Origin of the sequence: Maribacter zhoushanensis (assembly GCF_029350975.1) — a bacterium.
In the GTDB taxonomy this organism is placed as follows: Bacteria; Bacteroidota; Bacteroidia; order Flavobacteriales; family Flavobacteriaceae; genus Maribacter; species Maribacter zhoushanensis.
Genome location: NZ_JARKMR010000002.1, coordinates 510990 through 529684, shown reverse-complemented (window position 1 = coordinate 529684; position 18695 = coordinate 510990). Strand labels below are relative to the sequence as shown.

At 34.9% G+C, this 18695-nt stretch carries 22 protein-coding genes; 1 reads left to right on the top strand and 21 read right to left on the bottom strand.

Annotated features, from left to right (window positions below; genetic code table 11):
- Nucleotides 1-38: 38 nt before the first annotated feature.
- The 3 genes from PXD56_RS09045 to PXD56_RS09035 form a co-directional block, all read right to left on the bottom strand.
- A complete protein-coding gene (locus PXD56_RS09045; protein WP_276493011.1) occupies nucleotides 39-695 on the bottom strand; it encodes a suppressor of fused domain protein in 657 nt (218 codons plus the stop codon).
- A 69-nt stretch (nucleotides 696-764) separates the two neighbouring features.
- Nucleotides 765-1595 (bottom strand): hypothetical protein, encoded by an 831-nt coding sequence (locus PXD56_RS09040; protein WP_276493010.1) that lies wholly within the window; start codon nucleotides 1593-1595, stop codon nucleotides 765-767.
- A 67-nt stretch (nucleotides 1596-1662) separates the two neighbouring features.
- Nucleotides 1663-1950: a hypothetical protein gene (locus PXD56_RS09035; RefSeq protein WP_276493009.1), complete on the bottom strand. Its 288-nt coding sequence runs from the start codon at nucleotides 1948-1950 to the stop codon at nucleotides 1663-1665.
- A 131-nt stretch (nucleotides 1951-2081) separates the two neighbouring features.
- Here PXD56_RS09035 and PXD56_RS09030 point away from each other — a divergent pair, with 131 nt between their 5' ends.
- A complete protein-coding gene (locus PXD56_RS09030; RefSeq protein ID WP_276493008.1) occupies nucleotides 2082-3926 on the top strand; it encodes a PLP-dependent aminotransferase family protein in 1845 nt (614 codons plus the stop codon).
- A gap of 17 nt (nucleotides 3927-3943) precedes the next feature.
- On the opposite strand, the gene PXD56_RS09025 is transcribed toward PXD56_RS09030, so the two are convergent.
- The 18 genes from PXD56_RS09025 to PXD56_RS08940 all read right to left on the bottom strand — a co-directional run bounded on the left by PXD56_RS09025 (nucleotide 3944) and on the right by PXD56_RS08940 (nucleotide 18683).
- Nucleotides 3944-4924, bottom strand: a complete 981-nt coding sequence (locus PXD56_RS09025) for a PLP-dependent cysteine synthase family protein (RefSeq protein ID WP_276493007.1) — start codon at nucleotides 4922-4924, stop codon at nucleotides 3944-3946.
- Between the two features lie 113 nt (nucleotides 4925-5037).
- Nucleotides 5038-5412: a VOC family protein gene (locus PXD56_RS09020; RefSeq protein WP_276493006.1), complete on the bottom strand. Its 375-nt coding sequence runs from the start codon at nucleotides 5410-5412 to the stop codon at nucleotides 5038-5040.
- A gap of 82 nt (nucleotides 5413-5494) precedes the next feature.
- Complete coding sequence (locus PXD56_RS09015) at nucleotides 5495-6310, bottom strand: helix-turn-helix domain-containing protein (RefSeq protein ID WP_276493005.1); 816 nt, start codon at nucleotides 6308-6310, stop codon at nucleotides 5495-5497.
- 190 nt (nucleotides 6311-6500) lie between these two features.
- Nucleotides 6501-7313, bottom strand: coding sequence for a bifunctional hydroxymethylpyrimidine kinase/phosphomethylpyrimidine kinase (gene thiD / locus PXD56_RS09010; RefSeq protein ID WP_276493004.1), 813 nt, complete (start codon nucleotides 7311-7313; stop codon nucleotides 6501-6503).
- Complete coding sequence (gene tenA, locus PXD56_RS09005) at nucleotides 7301-7954, bottom strand: thiaminase II (protein ID WP_276493003.1); 654 nt, start codon at nucleotides 7952-7954, stop codon at nucleotides 7301-7303. Before tenA ends, thiD begins: the two co-directional genes overlap by 13 nt.
- Nucleotides 7933-8574: a thiamine phosphate synthase gene (thiE, locus tag PXD56_RS09000; protein WP_276493002.1), complete on the bottom strand. Its 642-nt coding sequence runs from the start codon at nucleotides 8572-8574 to the stop codon at nucleotides 7933-7935. Before thiE ends, tenA begins: the two co-directional genes overlap by 22 nt.
- Complete coding sequence (gene thiM, locus PXD56_RS08995; protein ID WP_276493001.1) at nucleotides 8567-9358, bottom strand: hydroxyethylthiazole kinase; 792 nt, start codon at nucleotides 9356-9358, stop codon at nucleotides 8567-8569. The genes thiE and thiM overlap by 8 nt, the downstream gene beginning before the upstream one ends.
- Nucleotides 9359-9567: 209 nt before the next feature.
- Complete coding sequence (locus PXD56_RS08990) at nucleotides 9568-10266, bottom strand: thioredoxin family protein (protein ID WP_276493000.1); 699 nt, start codon at nucleotides 10264-10266, stop codon at nucleotides 9568-9570.
- A 2-nt stretch (nucleotides 10267-10268) separates the two neighbouring features.
- Nucleotides 10269-10787, bottom strand: coding sequence for a TlpA family protein disulfide reductase (locus PXD56_RS08985; RefSeq protein ID WP_276492999.1), 519 nt, complete (start codon nucleotides 10785-10787; stop codon nucleotides 10269-10271).
- Between the two features lie 95 nt (nucleotides 10788-10882).
- The gene (locus tag PXD56_RS08980; RefSeq protein WP_276492998.1) at nucleotides 10883-11983 is read right to left on the bottom strand and encodes a polysaccharide lyase family 7 protein; all 1101 of its coding nucleotides are present in this window, start codon (nucleotides 11981-11983) and stop codon (nucleotides 10883-10885) included.
- 98 nt (nucleotides 11984-12081) lie between these two features.
- Nucleotides 12082-13038, bottom strand: a complete 957-nt coding sequence (locus PXD56_RS08975) for an NAD(P)-dependent alcohol dehydrogenase (RefSeq protein WP_276492997.1) — start codon at nucleotides 13036-13038, stop codon at nucleotides 12082-12084.
- A 17-nt stretch (nucleotides 13039-13055) separates the two neighbouring features.
- Entirely contained in the window at nucleotides 13056-13988 is a 933-nt protein-coding gene (locus PXD56_RS08970) for a carbon-nitrogen hydrolase family protein (protein WP_276492996.1), read from the bottom strand.
- A 34-nt stretch (nucleotides 13989-14022) separates the two neighbouring features.
- Nucleotides 14023-14748 (bottom strand): siderophore-interacting protein, encoded by a 726-nt coding sequence (locus PXD56_RS08965; RefSeq protein ID WP_276492995.1) that lies wholly within the window; start codon nucleotides 14746-14748, stop codon nucleotides 14023-14025.
- Nucleotides 14749-14819: 71 nt separating this feature from the next.
- Entirely contained in the window at nucleotides 14820-15671 is an 852-nt protein-coding gene (locus PXD56_RS08960; RefSeq protein WP_276492994.1) for an SDR family oxidoreductase, read from the bottom strand.
- Nucleotides 15672-15696: 25 nt separating this feature from the next.
- The gene (locus tag PXD56_RS08955; RefSeq protein WP_276492993.1) at nucleotides 15697-16323 is read right to left on the bottom strand and encodes a ferric reductase-like transmembrane domain-containing protein; all 627 of its coding nucleotides are present in this window, start codon (nucleotides 16321-16323) and stop codon (nucleotides 15697-15699) included.
- 1 nt (nucleotide 16324) lies between these two features.
- Complete coding sequence (locus tag PXD56_RS08950; protein WP_276492992.1) at nucleotides 16325-16522, bottom strand: hypothetical protein; 198 nt, start codon at nucleotides 16520-16522, stop codon at nucleotides 16325-16327.
- A gap of 1 nt (nucleotide 16523) precedes the next feature.
- Complete coding sequence (locus tag PXD56_RS08945) at nucleotides 16524-17150, bottom strand: O-methyltransferase (RefSeq protein WP_276492991.1); 627 nt, start codon at nucleotides 17148-17150, stop codon at nucleotides 16524-16526.
- Nucleotides 17151-17228: 78 nt separating this feature from the next.
- Nucleotides 17229-18683, bottom strand: coding sequence for a hypothetical protein (locus PXD56_RS08940; protein WP_276492990.1), 1455 nt, complete (start codon nucleotides 18681-18683; stop codon nucleotides 17229-17231).
- Between the last annotated feature and the right edge of the window lie 12 nt (nucleotides 18684-18695).

Here is an 18695-nt window from a genome sequence, read left to right as displayed (position 1 = left end):
GAGAGTTATTCTAAATCGAATCACATTAATTACAGCAATTATTCCCTCCCCAAATCTGTTACCAATAACGGATTATCTTTCTTTAATTCATTAATTAGTTTTTCAACTTCTGTAGTTTTAGGGTTTGCTTTTAACCGTTCTACTTCCTTTTCTGTAATGCCTACTAATTGTAAAAAAGCAACTTCACCGTGTGGTGTTTCTATAGTACCAAGTTCTGGATCTATGGCAAATACAAAACCGGTAATTTTTGTGTCGGTATTTAAACGAATAGGTCCGTTGGCAGGTATAAAATGATTTTCTTCAAACCATTTTCCGCTTTCAAAAACATAACGAGCCAAGTTATTCATTACTTGAATTGCCCAAATAGGTTCGTCTTTATCTTCTTTAAAAGGCTTTAGTCTAAAGGTAAATTCAAATCCCCATTTACTAAATTCTTCGTCTGTTTTATCTTCATTATAATACAGCTCAGACATACCATAACTTACAATATGTTTATGAGGTTCTTGGTTTGTAGCCTCATAAATACTAGCACCATCTATGGGGTCAGTACCGCCAATTGAATAATGCATACCACATAAAGGTCCGTAATGTTTTGGTTCGGTTTTACCGTACACTTTTTCTAAAGCATTGTCTATTGACCACCAACCAACAGCATCTTCTTCTGTAAATTCTTTTTTATAGACTTCTTTATCCATTCTTTATTATCTAAAGCACAATAGTCTCACAAATGGTTTTATAAGACTATTGATATTATTACTTTCATTTTAAATGCTGTACAGAGAACCATGCACAACTTTATAATTGTTGACATGAAATTCGTTTCTATCATTAAATGCTATAAACGGTAGTAGTCCGTCAGAGCCTATAGCTTTTCTAGGTAATTTATCATTTTGACTATCAGAAAAGCCTATTGTTGCCACTCTAATATCATTTGAGATAACCTTTTTATTATCGAATTCAAACTCGTAGGCGTCTAATAAGTTTTGATCAAGTTTAATGTCAAAGGTAGAATCTGGATTATCTAAATCATGGTATAGTCTTATCATTTGTTCTGATAAACTATCAGGTAATTCTTCCTCTTCTTCATCTCTAAAATTATTTAGAAGTTCACTAATTGCTTTTAAGAACAAAGAGTTGTTCTTGAACTCCCCATCTTCAACCAAAGCACAAACTAGCATACCATAGCCAACATCTTCATTTACATTCCATAATTGTGGCGCGCATTGTACTACGGTAGACAAAATGACTTCACCCTGTTTTACTTTTTCTAACCATTTGTCTTTACCTATTAGTGGTGCCGACATGCTTTTCTTAAACAATTCTGAATTGACATCAATTTTTGAATACATAAATGGCTTTAGTAAACCAACGTCAGTAGGATTAGGAATTTTACTTTTTTCTATTTCAACATTTTCGAATCTAATACGATCTAAAAGTTGATTTTTATTTTCTCCTTTTTCATATTTCTCAAGCAATTCTTTTACATCAAAGCCTTGACCTTCCATTTCTTTTAATTGTTCGTACGTGTAATCTTCCGTATCAAAACCGGTATCAACTTTTCGCATTAGATTTATGAACATGTCTTTTAATCCCATATTATAATATTTAGTTTAGATTGAATTATTCTAGCTTACAACATTTTGTTTCTTAACCTATTATATGTTAAATCCACCATATTAAATACAATATCAATAACCCAAAAAAAGTATAAATACTTCCCATTAATCTGCTATACCATTTTTCTCCTATGGAGTTTAACCAATCTCTTTGTTTTGTACTTGCAGGACTAACAATCCAACCAAACCCTTTAAATCTTTCTATTCTAAATAGATGTGCAAGACCAAATAGAATAATAATTACAGCAATAATAGTTTGAACAACATTTGGGTCAGAAAAGAAAGATTCTTCAGATTGTAATACAATTAATGCTTTTATAAAAGATATTTTCATACTTCAATTTATATAACAAATGCTTTAAAATGTAGGGGGGATGAATACATAACGTCCTATTAAAACATTTTGTATAATTTTCAAATAGTTTTAATTATTATGTAATTTCGAAGGGTCTAAAGACAAGAACTATGGAGGTTAGTAGCATGAAGAGTTATATTAAAGATGTATTAGAACAGATGCCAAGTGATTGGTTGAACCTAACTACGCATCGGTTAGATATTTACGATGAAGAATTGGCTAAAGTGCAGTTCTTAAATCAATTTGAAATTTTAGCAAAGGAGAATAATTCTAGTTCATCTGCACTTAGTAATTTACCTACTGCTTATGATTATATTCGTCTTGGTCACCCATTGTCTTGTATTTTAGAATGGGCAATAGGTAATTTGAACAATATCGCACCAGACCAGGTGATTAGTTTTCTATCAAAGACGACTCCTATTTTATCCATCCTTAGAACAAATTTATTAAAGAATAGAAATACGCTTATTGCCTATACGGGAGAACTACCCAGTTCTTTTGATGCCGATGTATTACGTGAGATTTACGGCTATACTTTTGAATTAAAGAAAGTTGATGATATTGCAGATATAGTGGCGTTCAACGGTAGTACTATTTTGGTATCGCATCAAGAAGAAATTTCTGCTTCTGACCTTGCTACTAATATTGATTTTTACATAGATATATATGCCAATTTAGGTAGTGTTTTATTGGTTAACGGAGAACAGAACAACACTTATATTTCAGATATTCAGCATGTGAGACGAAGAGAGACTGTAGCAATGACTCCGGCTAATTGTCTTGATGCGCTACAATCTTTAGTTAAGCAACCTTCTACTCAAATTCATAAAACAAATGTAGCTGAGAATAAGGCAAAGGTATTAGATGCCATAAGGGATGTTTCTAGTGCCAATACAACTCCGTTAGTTGCTTCTAGCGGATTATCTATTCAATATGCTATTATGATGGGCTTGGTTCATCATGCTATTGAAAATCATAAAGGGAAAGCGATTAAAATTGTTGTTCCCCCAAATTGTTATGGTGGTACTAATGACCAAGCAAGACGTGTTGCTGCTTGTAATGATGCTATTGAGATTGTTGATTTACCTGTAGATGGTGATAATGATATGGTGCAAAGTATTGATATCGTTTTGGCTAAACTTGCGAAAGAAGATGCCATACCTTTTATCATTGCCGAAATACCTACAAACCCAAGAGTTGAAGTACCAGATGTTCATAAATTAAGAGCTGTTTTAAGTTCTAAACGAAAAACGGCAAGTGGGAACGAAGCTATAGATCCTGTGTTTATTTTAGATCAAACGTTCTGCCCAAATGTTCACTTTCTAGGTGATGCAGATATATTATCAAACGTTAGAACAATTTCATTTGCTAGTGGTTCAAAATTTCCAAGTGGCGGTAAATGCACTGCAGGATATTGTATTGCAAATAAAATAGCGGAACCTTTAATGGATAAAATTGCCTTGCATTTAAGTCTTTGCGATAATGAAGCTACTGACTTACAGTATGAAATTTTAGCAAAGCAAATGCCATCAATGATACAAAGAATTCACGATGCATATGTGAATACGCTTGATTTTGTAAACTTTATAAAGCAAACCTTACCTACCGCTAAAATCAATTTTGTATCTGAAGAATTGGCAAAAGAAGGATTTACGCCATCTGTTTTTTCATTAGACTTGCCAACCAAAGGTGATAGCCCTGAAGAAAGAGAAACGTACAAACGAGAAATGAACCATAGGCTAATCAACCTAATGATAACCGAAATACCTAATGAGAGTAAATATTGTGTTAGCTACGGACAGTTAAATGGTTGTTACTGGACAATACCGGCAACTTCTACCCAAGGCACCACTAAAGAAGATGATAAGGATTATATAGCCCGTGTATCACTTTCTCCGAATATGGATGTGGAGCTACACAAAAAAGTATTTCTAAAGTTTGTTGAAAGCATGTAAAAACTGTTTGAAAAAGGCTATTCTATATAGCCTTTTTCACGCATCCAATCATCATTGAACATTTTACCAATATACCTGCTGCCGTGGTCATGAAACAACACTACGACAACATCATCTTTTGTAAAATGTTCTTTTAATTGCAACACTCCTTTTATGGCTGATCCTGCAGAATTGCCCAAAAACATGCCTTCTTCTTTCGCTAAACGTTGTGTATAAACAGCACCGTCCTTATCGGTTACTTTGGTGAAACCATCAATAATGCTGAAGTCTACATTTTTAGGTAAAATATCTTCACCAATACCCTCGGTTACATATGGGTAAATTTCCTTTTCATCAAAAATTCCTGTTTCATGGTATTTTTTGAATACACTACCATAGGTATCAATTCCCCAAATTTTAATATCCGGATTTTGCTCTTTTAAATACTTGCCTACCCCAGAAATTGTACCTCCAGTACCAACACCAACAACAAAATGTGTGATTTTACCATCGGTTTGTTTCCAGATTTCTGGTCCCGTGCTTTCGTAATGTGCTTTTGCATTACTCGGGTTATCATACTGGTTTACATACCAGCTATTTGGAATTTCTTTCGCCAATCGTTTAGATACCGAGTAATAAGATCTTGGGTCTTCTGGTTCTACCGCTGTTGGGCAAACCACAACTTCAGCACCTACAGCTCTTAAAATATCGCACTTTTCTTTTGACTGTTTATCTGCCAGAACAAAAATACATTTGTACCCTTTTATAATTGCTGCTAATGCCAGCCCCATACCGGTATTACCTGAAGTTCCTTCAATAATGGTTCCGCCAGGTTGTAGTCTTCCATCAGCTTCTGCATCCTCAATCATCTTCAACGCCATACGGTCTTTAACCGAGTTGCCAGGATTAAAAGTCTCGTATTTGGCTAATACTAAACATGGTAACTCTTCTGTAAGTGTATTTATTTTTACAAGGGGAGTATTACCAATGGTACCAAGTATATTTTCTGCGTATTCCATAGCTGATTTTAAAGTCACCCAAAAGTATAAAACTAGATTGGTTCTAGCAATATTGTTGCAGATACATCAATATTTGAATAGGTTTTCTACAGCAATGGGAGAGTAGGCATCTGCTATCTTCTGGAATGTAGCCCAATAGTATTTCCGTCCCTATCCATAAGAATTGACACAAAGCCAAATTCACCAATAGACATTTTTGGTCTAATAATTTTTCCACCGGCTTTTTCTGCTAGACTTTCTTCTGTTGTGCAATCGTCAGATTCAAAGTAGATTACTGTATTGTTACTATTAGCTACAAAGTCTTCTTTTTCAACTAACGCTCCAGTAATATTTAAACCTTTTGGGTCAAAAGGAAAGCCAGCTTGTTTACCGAATTCAATTGGGAAGTCTACCAGTTTTATATTAAACACAGTTTCATAAAATTCTTTAGCACTTTTTAAGTTAGAAACATTGATATCAAACCAGTTTACAGGATTTACGTTTTTCATTTTTATAATTTTATATTATTGCTTTATTGCATTGCAAATATGCCATGACTTTGAAATATAAAATTGTAAAAATGGGACAAGGCTATTTTTTACTATCAAAAATTAAGGACATTTTTAAATCGCTACCATAAAACTCTTTAGGCGTTAGTCCGGTAAATTCTTTAAAATCCTTTATAAAATGTGCTTGATCAAAATACTCGTTCTTATAAGCCAAATCAGTTAAACTTGTAACTTCTTTATTTAATAATGATTTTAAGGCATTTTGAATTCTTACCGTTTTTGAGAGTTGTTTGGGACTTAAACCAATGGTAGATGAGAATTTACGAGTTAATTGCCTGCGATGAATATTATTTTGCTCAGAGAGTTCATATACCGAGAATTGACCGTTTGCTTCTATAATGGTGTCCACCGTTAATTTTACAATATGGTCAATGGTGTTCTTTTCGGTCAGTCTATCCAATAAAAATGTTTCTATCAATTCTATTCTTTCAGAAGTAGAATTTGCATTTAAAATCTGATTTCCTATTTTTTTTCCATCTTCACCAAAAAGTTTATCTAACGGTACAGCCGTATTTTGTATTTCTTTTATACCAAGATTGGCAAAAGGGAAGAACCCGTTTGGTTGGAATCTAACAACAAATGAACCTGTAGTTCCAAGTGGTTCAACAATATAAGGTTTTGTCAATTGCCCAATTAAAAAGCACCTGGGCAGAATAATACTTTCATTATTTTCTTTATGATGTTTGTACGTATCGGCATAATGAAAGATAAGCTTCATTGTACCATCTGGAATGATAGTATTCTTTAAAGGTGTGTTTTCAAAATTACTTTCCAAATTCCAATAACATTTGACCCAGTCCTTTAAATTCTCTTGTGGTTCAAATATTTGGTGATTCATACTATAATTTTCTCTTGTTCTCCTTTTGTACTGAAACGCTGTACATGATTAATGCAGCGGTTTATAAATGCAATTTCAACTCTTTACCAAGCTCATTTACTGTATACTGTCTAATTTCGTTATTTTATAATTTGAAAACAACTATTTGCAAAAAGGCTTATTTTCTAATAGTTAGGTTGTTTTTTATAGGCTACAATCCAAAATGATTAATTGGTCCGTTGCCAAGACCTAAGGTTTTATGCTGACCGGCAATGATGGCTTGGTTTACATAATTGCAACCATTTCTAATAGCAACTCTCATTGGCTTTCCTAAGCTTAAAAAAGCGGCAATGCTTGATGATAGGCTACAACCTGTACCGTGAATGTTCTTTGTATTGACCCTTGGGTTGGTAATTATGCTTAATTCTTTTGTTTCGTGAATGTAAAAAACATCGGTCATTACTATGGTGCCATTATCAATATGTCCGCCTTTTAATAACACAGAGGTTTGATAACGTTCTCCAATCTTCTTTGTCATCTCTTCCATATTTTCACTATCAATTCTTTCATCGATCAATAGCTCTGCTTCTGGAATATTGGGCGTAATTAAATCAACGTGAGGCAAGAATGTTTTTAAACATGAAATGGCATCATCGGCAATTAATTTATGACCAGATGTGCTCACCATAACAGGATCTAAAACAATATTCTTAGAATTATATTTTTTTAGTTTTTCTTGAACCACATTAATAACTTCACAAGAATGAAGCATACCAATTTTAACGGCTCCGAATTTAATATCACTCAACACTGCATCTAACTGCTTTTCTAAATGCGGAATGGGTATTGCGTGTATATCTGTTACACCAGATGTATTCTGTGCTGTAGTGGCGGTAATTACCGTTGCGGCATAGGCACCACAAGCACTAATACTTTTAATATCTGCCTGTATACCTGCGCAGCCACCAGAATCGCTGCCGGCAATAGACAATACACTTTGGTAAGGTGTCTTTATATTTTCCATGGTTCTTTATTATAGGCGCTGTCCCAAAACATCCATTCTAGTTTGGATGCTTTTTCAAAAGCAGTTTGCATTTTTTGCAATACTTCTTCAGAAGCGTTTGCTGCATATTTGTTGGTGATGGTTATTGCATTATTTACGGAGGCTGCAAATTCTTCTCCGCCATAGGTATCTATCCAATCTTGATACGGATTATCTGCTTTGTTCGTTTGGTTCGCCTGTATATAATCTCCAATTTCCTTGTAAATGGTAAAGCAAGGCAATACGGCAGCCAAAGCTTCTTCTAATGAATGATTTGCCACGATGCGGGACAAATAACTAGTATATAGTTCGCAGGTAGGAGAGGGCTCATGTGCCAATTGATTATCTTTTAAGAATATTTGATGCAAGGCATTTTCAACATTGATGATTCCCGTAGCGGAATCTAAAAAAAATTGCGTGTCATCTACATGCTCACATTTTACCCCAATTGTTGCCAGTACTTTTTTGTACTCCGCCAAATACATGGCATCTTGATTAATGTAAAATTGAAATACCTCAGTCGATAAAGTTCCGTTCATCAGTTCTTTGATAAAGGCTTGCCCTTTTATAGCTTCCAGAATATAATCTGTTTGTGTTCTTGCTAGTTTGTACCAGTCTTGCATACTATTTTTTTAAGTTCACTTGTTGCCGCTTCAGGATTATCTGCTTTAGATATGGCGGATACAACTGCTATTCCGTCCGCTCCGTTGGCTATAATTTCTTTAGTATTGTCTTTGTGAATCCCGCCAATGCAGACAATTGGTTTTTTATAGAATTCCCGAATTTCTTTCAATCCCGATAAACCCAATGGTTCTGCTAAATCGGTTGTCTTGGTATTCGTTGAAAAAATAGGGGAGATGCCAATATAATCTGCCGACTTAGCATCTTCTTTTACTGCTTGATATTTATTGCTGACCGATAGTCCAATAATCTTACTATTGCCCATTAATCTACGTGCAACATCATAAGGCATATCTGACTGACCAATATGTACGCCATCGGCATCTATGGCAAGGGCTATATCTAACCGGTCATTTATAATTAGTGGAATCTTATAGGTATTACATAATGTTTTACAATGCAGTGCGCGTTTATAAAACGTAGCCGTATCACAAGATTTCTCTCGTAATTGAATGATTGTTGCGCCACCTTTTAAAGCAGCTTCCAGTATTTGAAAAAAAGAGTTGTCTTCCTTAATACTATCATCCGTAACATACATTAAAGCGTAATCTACTTTAGGCATTTGTCTTCACTTTAGCAGCCAAAATTTCAGAATCGATATCATATAGAGCATCATAAAAATTCATTTGAAAACTTCCTGGACCTACACTTTTTTCATTTGCCATATCTCCAGCAACACCCATAATTGCCATTGCAGCGGTTGCGGCTAAGTGAGCATCTTCTTCCACTCCTAAACAAGCGCCCGCCATAGCTGTTGCCGTACAGCCCATGCCGGTGATTCTAGCCATTAACGGACTACCATTTTCTATTTTGCTAACGGTGTCTCCTGTGATGATATAATCTGTTTCACCACTAATGACAACGGTGTTATTGTATTTCTTTGATAATGAGGTTGCGCCTTCAATGGCATCTTGTGTAGCCATAGTACTATCGACCCCTTTGGTAGAATTCGTCAATTTTGCCAATGCCATAATTTCAGATGCATTACCACGAATTACAGTAGGCGTAGCAGCTTCTATAATTTTCTGTGCTACTTCTGTTCTATAGGCAGATGCACCAACGCCAACCGGATCAAATACAAACGGAGTATTGGTAGCCTTTGCTTGTTCGGCTGCCATAAGCATACTATCTACCCATTTTTCACTTAAAGTTCCCATATTGATTACCAAAGAAGAGGAAATAGTAACAATATCTTTTACTTCTTCTATAGCGTGAGCCATAACAGGAGATGCCCCTACAGCCAACAGTGCATTGGCGGTGTTGTTCATAACCACATAGTTGGTGATATTATGTACTAATGGACCTTCGGATTTTACCTGTTCTAACACGATTGAAATACTACTCATTATAATAGTCGGTTTTAGAGATTCTATTCATTTTTGAACGGAGTCATCTAAGTTCGCTATTTTTAGAAAAAAGGAAAACAATATGGTGTTTCTATTTTGATAAGTTATTAACGAGGTGTTTATTACAATTAAACCTGTATTGACCTAAAACATAAAAAGCATCGATGATTCTAGATCATCGATGCTTATTTCGTAAAATTTGAAACCCTTTATTTTGCCTTAACCGGGCAACCAATAGCTTTTGTAAAAGTAAGTTCTGGAGTTTTGCCCTCTTCTAATGCTTCAATAGCATTTTCTACATACTTTACATTTGCTTTTTCTGCAGACCTTGCATTATCATCAATGGTACCAATATATTGAACTTTCATATCTTGATCTAATAAGAATACATGTGGTGTTCTAACGGCACCATATTTAGGAAAAACACTATGTTTCTCATCTGCTAAATATACATAGGGAAAATTCTTTTCTTCAGCCCTTGCTTGCATCGCCTTAAAATTCTCCTTGTCATTATCTTCGCTTATATTAGGGTTGATGGTTACTACAGAATATCCTTTAGGCGCATATTTCTTATGTAGTTCGATCAATCGGTCTTCGTACATTTTAGCAAACGGACATTCATTACAGGTAAACACTACGATATAACCTTTTGCATTATCAATGCTCGATAATGAAAACATAGAATCATCTACATTTTTAAGGCTAAAATCTTCTGCTACATCTCCTATTTTATACCCTCCAATTTCTTCTAAGGTTTTGCTTTGAACCGGACTATGACCTCCTCCTGGAGGACCTTTACGCTCACCATTTGGTGGTGGTCCTTTTCTATCTTGTGCGTTAATTGATCCAGTAAAAAGCAGACCGCCAAACACTAGGGCAGCGGTAAAGAGAAAATTAAACTTCTTCATTATTATTTAGTATTAAAAGTGTTATGTATTTCATTTTCTAGATCGTTTAAACTTTCAAAAGCGCGTTCGTGGTACGTGCGCTTATTCTTATTGAAAATTATGGTGAAAGGAATTGCACCAGACCAACTTGGGTCAATCTTATCGATCCAACTATTGGCGTCTGGGTCATCTAACAAAACTACTTTGGCCGTGATGCCTTTTCGTTTTAAAAAAGGTTTAAGTTTTGTTTCAATATCTTCAGGAAAATCGAGACTAACAAATAATAATTCCACATCATTATTTTTACTATACTCCTTGAAAACGGGCAATTCTTTAATACACGGAGCACACCACATGGCCCAAAAGTTGACAATGTGAATGGTACTTTCTTCCGTGTTCAATAACGGCTCTAAAGATTCAAAATCATGTACTGTTATTTGGCGTTTACCATCAGTATTATCCAAGGCTTGAGCAAAAGACTGTTGTTTGGAAATTACCGAAAAAAGGAAAATCGTTAAAATAACTCTATAATATTTTTGCACAAAAAAGGTCTTACTATTTATAAGTAAGACCTTGAACTAACATAAAGGTTTAATTGCCTTATATTTTTTTTATAAAACTATAAGACAATTGAAGATTAATCATTTTTTGTAAAATATCCTTCATTTGATACAGCAGCATCACTAACACTTATACTAGCTGTTTTAAACCACACTTCTGCATAGTTACCATCTGCATATTGTTTTTGAATATCACCACCGTGGGTTTCCGCTCCAGAGCACCAGTTCATATTTACATCTGGAGATTTACCATTGGTTTGGTTATAAGCTCCCAACTTAAAAAAGCAACCTTCACCCGCGTAAGCCTCTTTGCGTTCTACACCATCTTGACCAATTAGAAAAAACAAATCTCTCGTTTGCTGAGGAATATCTGCTTTAGTAGCATATTCAGATGCTAACAGATTTTTTGTAAATGTTTTGGTTTCATGTCCTTCACTCGTAAATTTTAAACTCATAATGCCGTCTTTTACCACAACCTCATAACTAAATTCTTCACCCAAGGCAATACCATCTTCTGGTTCTGCGGGATACGTATCTGCCGTTTCACCAACTACAGAAAAGTCATTTCCCCAAACGGCATTAGAATAGTCCCATCGTTTAGCATTGTCATCTCCGGCGGTGTTAATTTCATAATGCCAGAATACAGAACCTTTAGTGTGACCTGGGAATTTTTTATAAAATATTTTTAGAGGTTCGTTTTCAAAAGCATCGGCGCTATGAATTTGACCAACTACCACTGCGTAGGTAGCTGCAACACGAGCATCACCCGTTGAAGAAACATTCATCACTTTCAAAGTTGCCGTTAGTTTATCGTCCGCTGTCTTTGGATACCACTTTTTAATCTGTGCCAATTCTGTTCTGGTGTTATTAGAGGTTCCGTGTGTATCACCACCGTTGGGAGCTTTAAAAACGACCCAATCTTCTTTGCCGTCATTTGTGGTATAGAAAAAATCTTTATTCTCGAAGTTATTGGCAATTCCGGCATTTGAACCGTCACCTAATATTAATTTCCAATCATCAAAAAACGGAATTACATCACTTGCGTAAACAGTCTCATCAGACTCTTTTTCTATGGATGTGTCTTCAGTTGAATCAGATGTTTTTTTGGTAGTATTCTTGCAACTAGTAAAACAGAAAACTAGTAGTAATGATGCTAAGGCAATTGTATGTTTTTTCATTTTTCTTATGGTATGAACCGATAAGATATGAATAGTTTAAGGGTTTTAAGAAGAATGATAGAATAATTGTTTACCGGAATGTGAGAGGATCGTGATATTTAAAGAGCTTTATTCCAAACCATAACCACTTTACCTTGTGTTCGCATCTTCTCAATATGAGCTATAGCATCTGGAATTTCAGTGTATGGGAATGTCTTTTCTAATTGTACTTTGATTTTGCCTTCTTTTACTAGTGATGCTAATATTTCTAAATCTTGGGTATTGGCTTCGGCTGTAAATTGGGTTAACGTGAACTTACTAAAAGCCTTTTTTAAAAGAACAGAAACCATATGACCCATTGAGGTGAAACCGACCATGACACCTCTTTTTCCCATTCTTGTGTAGTCAGAATGGTTTAGATTTCCGTGGGTATCAATAATTACATCATACTTACCATTATGCTCGTGAATGTTTACTTTATCATAGGAAATGACATTTTTTGCACCAATAGAATTTACAAAAGCGATATTTTTAAAGGAGCAAACTGCTGTGACTTTAGCTCCATAGGCTTTTGCTATTTGTACAGCAAAGTGACCCACACCACCTGAAGCACCATTGATTAAAACAGATTCCCCTTCTTTAATTTTTCCGTGGGTAATAAGTGCTTGGTATGCGGTTAAACCCGCAACAGGAATACCTGCCATAATAGGGAAATCTACATGCTCTGGCATCTTAGCACAAACTTGTGCTGGTACACATGCATATTCTGAAAAAGCACCACCACCTAGCATTTCACCAAACACGTGGTCGCCAACTTTAAAATTGTCTACACCGTTTCCCACTTCTATAATAATGCCTGAAAAATCAGCACCTAGTATGGTATCTTTTGGTTTGAAGAGTCCGAATGAAAATCTAGCAAAAAAAGGTTTTCCTCGTAAAATGTGCCAATCTGCAGGATTAGCGGAATTTGCCATTACCTTTACCAAAATATGATTGTCTTTTACCACAGGTTTGGCCACTTCTTCTAACTGAAGTACTTCTGGTCCGCCATATTTATATTTGGTAAATGCTTTCATGAGTTTTAATTATTAGATTATTCAAGAGCCTTTTCAACCTTCATATCTGGCTGATTCACAGCATTAAACTCAAAAATATCGTTACGAGAGTAATGACCAATAACATCGAAATCTAATTTTGCATTTATAATTTCGTCTAATTCAATTTCTGCAACCAATGCCCCTGTTTCATCAAATAATGGACCTGCAATTATTTTACCTAATGGAGAAACGATAACACTACCACCACGGCATAAATTTTCAGGTTCATTTTCAACCAAATGTTGGTATTTTTCCGGATACATTGATTTTGTATAAAACTGATTACAGCCCAACACAAAACACCTGCCTTCCAGAGCAATATGTTTCATAGTAGAAGTCCATTCTTCACGTGAATCTGCCGTAGGAGCTATGTAAATTTCTACGCCTTTTTGATACATTGCCATTCTAGCCAAAGGCATGTAATTCTCCCAACAAATTAGTCCGCCTAACTTCCCTATTTTAGTATCAAAACTCACAAGGGACTTGCCATCGTCTTCACTCCAAATGATACGCTCACTACCCGTAGGTTTTATTTTACGGTGAACACCCAAAAAACCGTCAGTAGGGGAGATGTATAGCATTGAACAATACAAACTACCATTGTTAGATTGCTTTTCTGTTACACCGATAACCAAGTATAAGTTCTCTGTCTTAGCAAGTTTTACTAATCTTTGCAATTCCTTGCCTTCTAAATCTAAACTGTTATTTCGATATTCTGAGTACAGCTTTCTTCCTTCATCTGTTCTACTACCTACAACTGCACCAAATGAAAATCCTCTTGGATATCCTGGTATAAACGATTCTGGGAACACTATGAGCTCCACACCATCTTTAGCGTGCGTTTTTACCAGGTTTTCTATTTTATCGATAGTTTTTTCTATATCAAAGAAAACAGGACTATCTTGAATCAGGCAGACTTTTAATTTCATGGGTATTGCATATATACCCTGTAATATATGGTAATTATTCCAATCCTTTTTTATCGGGATTCCAGAAAGGTTTTGTTTTTATCTGTTTGGTACTCCAATTCAATTCTTTTCGGAAATAATTGGTCAATGTAATACAAACGCGACTATCACCAGCGAGATACACCATTGTATCGCCTTTCATCTCTGGAATTATACTATTTAATTTTTGGATGATTTCTGTGGATGGATTTTCACTCATCACATGAAAATCAAACGGATTTGACCCATCAACATCTGCAAAAAAATCATTGTTGTGTTGACTGTAAATTAAACTCTTAATATGCTTATTATCTGGAAGATTTCGATTGATGATATACAAGTGTGATAGTGCCGATAAATCACCGATCATTAGATAACTATCAGCAGAATCATCAACTAAAAACTTGCCTTTTTTCCATTTAAAATATACCGTATCATTTGTGGCACAGGTTTCTACCCATTTTGCTCCGATGCCTTGACTATGTGTTGCAATAGCGATATCTAAAGTGTTCTTCTCTTTGTCGATATCCCAAACACTATAGCTTCTGACTTTATCTTTTAAAGAAATATCATCTTTACCAATACCAACACCTAGTCTTAAAAAGTGTCCTGGTTCAAAATCATAGTTATCAATGCCATCACTCTGAATCCGGATTTTATAAACCGAATCTGACAGTTTTGTTTTTTCTATAATGGTTCCCTTTTCAAGGACCTTTTTTATGATGGATTCAACTATTCCCATATTCTATTATTCAAAATTAAAGACAAAGTATAAGGTATTTAGAACACCATATACTTTGTCTTTAAATGTAATTAGCTATTATTCTTAAAATCAGAAATCATCTCAAAAAGAGATTTTGGTGCCCTACCAGTTGCTTTCTCATAATCTGAAGGCACATTATTTGCTCCGCTTTTTATACCCTCGTAAATGCCTGCAATTACGGTACCCATAAAATCACCTAATGCAGCTTTTCTATCTGCAGCATAATTTTCAACAGTTACCGAATTGTAGATTAGATTGGTACCATACACTTTATTGATGTTTTCTGCCAATTCACTTTGCGTTACAGGCTCACCGACTAGATTGTAAATATTACCATTATGCTTGTCTTCGGTGAGCATTTTAGCATAAGCAAAACCTAATTCTTCTCTACTGGTATAAGTACATTTACCTTGTCCGGCACAGTTCTCGATTCTACCTTCTTTTACATAGGTATCTATATATTCTAGATCTGGTTCTATGTAAATTCCGTTTCTGCCAATAACCCATTGTAAACCTGATGCTTGAACGTCTTTTTCTGTCTGTCTGTTGCTCTGCACTATAGGGCTGAATGCATTTTTATCTTCATCACCGACAATACTGGTGTACACTATTTTCTGAAGGCCATTTTGCTTGGCTGCTTCTATTACATTTCTGTGTTGTTCAATACGTTTTTGAGGTTCGTCCATACCAGAAACTAAAAGAACTGCATCGACCCCTTGTAATGCCTGGTTAAAGTCTTCGCGACTATTGTAATCACCTTTTCTAATCTCTACGCCTAAATACGTTGCTTTTGTAACGGTTCTTGCGATACCGATTACATTTTCTTTACCAATTAAACTTACTAGATGCTTAACAATAGATGCACCTAATTTTCCGCTTGCTGATGTTACTGCTATTTTCATAATATATTATTTTAATGTCTTTACCTTAAGCTATGCTTGATTTTTTTGTTCTTAATGCTATCAATTTCTCTTTAATAAATGGTATTCTAATGATAAAACCAATACCAACGATTATAGCATAAACTAGCCATGTTTTTTCTAAAATAGCTACATGTAAAAGACTAAGTATAATTGCTGCATATGCCCAACTCTGAAGTTTTTTCCATGTTCTTTTTAGTTTCTTCATCCATTTTCTATTTGATGTAAATAGCAGTGGAATCAATATTAAAACAGCAATAAAACCAGCTACATAATTTACTTGTGTAAAGGTTTCTAAAAAGCCTTCTGCCCAAATAAAAATAACAAAATGTAACAAGCTCCAAACTGCTGCTGCAATACCCATTGCTTGACGTACAAAGAGGTTATTGACACCGAAAAGTATGAAGAATGGGGTACAGGTTAGTACGGCTGTCATCCATCGAATAGCAAACTCGCCCGAAATATGATAGAGCATTTCTAAGGTAGACATACCTTCTTTACCACCGTTCTCGACCAAACTTAAAGCAATGCCATTGGTTGTATCAATTTTAAACATGCTGCTTAAAATAAACAATGGAATAATTGCTAAAACAGCAACTATCATCCACCCGTAATTTTTTTTTAAAAATCCCATATTACAAAGTAGCTTTTAACGCGTTCAACTCTTTTTCTAAAGCCTCAGCTTTTGCCTTAAACTTTTGCATGGCTTTTTTCAATTGACCTATTTTTTTGAAAGCCTCTTCATCTTGAACTGCTTCATAAGTTGTTTCGCCGTTTTTCTCTTTAAATTTTGACTTGCTGCCACATGTTGGGCATAATGCTATATCGCTCATGTTATTTAATTTTTATAATGACTACTTTACCTCCATATTTTGATACTAAATGGTACTTCTTGTTTTGACTAATAGCACTTAAAAACCGCTGTGTATCAGACATATCTGCATTATCAACATATATAATGGTGTTGTCATGAAAATTTGGTTCTAGCATTTGAAATAGCGATAAGTATAAATCTTTCCAACCATCTAGAAATAACAAATCTATAGGTTCTGAATACCGTTTTAAAGTTTCAATGGCATTACCAATTCTACCTTCTATAAGATGATTAACTCCAGCTTTTTTAAAGTTCTCAATGGCTTTTTCTGCCTTAGATGCGATTAGTTCAGTTGTAATAATACTGCCTTCTGTTTCTAATATACCTTCTGCTAAATACAATGTAGATATACCAAAAGAAGTACCGAATTCTACAATATTTTTTAACTCGTTATCTTTTATTAACTGAACGATATCAGTGCCTTGTTTTTTGGTGATGGACAGATATGCGTCTTTAAAATCTGAAGGTGTCATCGGACCAATAATACTTTTTGCCAAGGCTTTCATTATTCTTAATTGGTCGTACTTGGCGTCTTCAAATAATTCAGCCAATGTGACTTCAATTTTGTTATATGCTGTAGTTATCATATTATTTGAAATTATGAAAAGGAATAGCTGTGGTAATAACTATTCCTTTTTTATTACTTATGTATTTATACCAAAATGTTAGAATTTACCATTTTCGTTCTTCCATTCAGATTTTACTGGTATAGGAGCAATAACATCCCAGTGCTCTACTATTAAACCACCTTCTAATCTGAATAAATCGTAGTAAGCAGTATGCTCTCCTTTACCGAATTTACCTTCGCTTACACTTAATAGAAAGTTACCTTGACCTAAGACCATATGAAGATTATCATATTCCATTACCAATCCGTTTTCTGCGAAGTACTGCATTGCTGCCCCAAAACCATCTAAACCATCTGCCACCGCAGGATTATGCTGAATATAATTGGTAGGATTAATGTAGTTAGTCACTTTATCCATCTGGTGACCTAATAATACATTCTCAATAAATCCTCTTACTACAGCTTTATTAGCTTCTGTTTTATCTAAATCTGATAGCGCAGTTGTACCGTCAAACTGAGTATGTCCGCTTGGGTTTGGTTTTTGAACCGGTAATAAATTATCCCAGTGTTCTACAATTAATCCGTCTTCGAATCTGAAAATATCAAATGCGGCTTTTGGACCGAAAAAATCATATTCTGTATGTGTAAAAACATAATCTCCATCTTGAAAAGCACGAATAACCTTTGCTTTAAATCCGCCTTCTGGAGCATTGTGCATTAGTTCGCCAAAACCTTTTAAACCATCTGCAACACCTAAATTGTGCTGAATATATTTATCTGGATTGATGTATGAAATTGGAGTTTGATCTCCTGTATTAAAACTGTTCAATAAAGCAACTACTTTATCTTTATTCGTTAACGTTACGTTCTTTAAAGAAGTTAAAGATTGATATCTAATCATATCGATACTTGACTGATCCATCATGCCCATAAATTCTTTGGCAACTGCAGCATTCATGAAATCTTGAATTACAGCATCTGAATGTGCTTTAGTATCCCAATAGGCAAGGGCAACTTGTTCACCAGCGTCATTTTTACCGGTAATACGTTGTAAAAAGCCAGTTTGCTTTTCACTAAATTCTGGTCCAACTCTGTCATTGACCTTATTGAAAACTTCAGCATTGGTTCCTTCTTTTGTTTTAAAGGTCATTACCTCTGTAAATGTGCTATTACTTGCCGTAAATTCATCGGTTATGGTAAATCGTGACATCTTCATTGTTGAACCTTCAATCATGTTGGCATAGGTTGCAACAGATTCATCTGCCATGAACTTATCCATAGATGTTTTTGCATCTGCTAAAGATTTCCAATATACCAATACAACATATCTACCTTGTTCATCTACACCACTTTGGCGTCTTATGTAACCAGGTTGTTTGCTAGTAAATGTTTCTTCTATTTCAGCGTCAAGGGTATTGAACTCTAATTTGCTTGCTGTAGTTTTAATATTGAAGCTAGTTACCTCTAATACAGTTTCTACTTTTTTGTCTTCATTATTACAACTAGCTATTGCCATTGTAAAAAGACTTAATGCTATTAATTTCGATTTCATAGTGTTCATTTT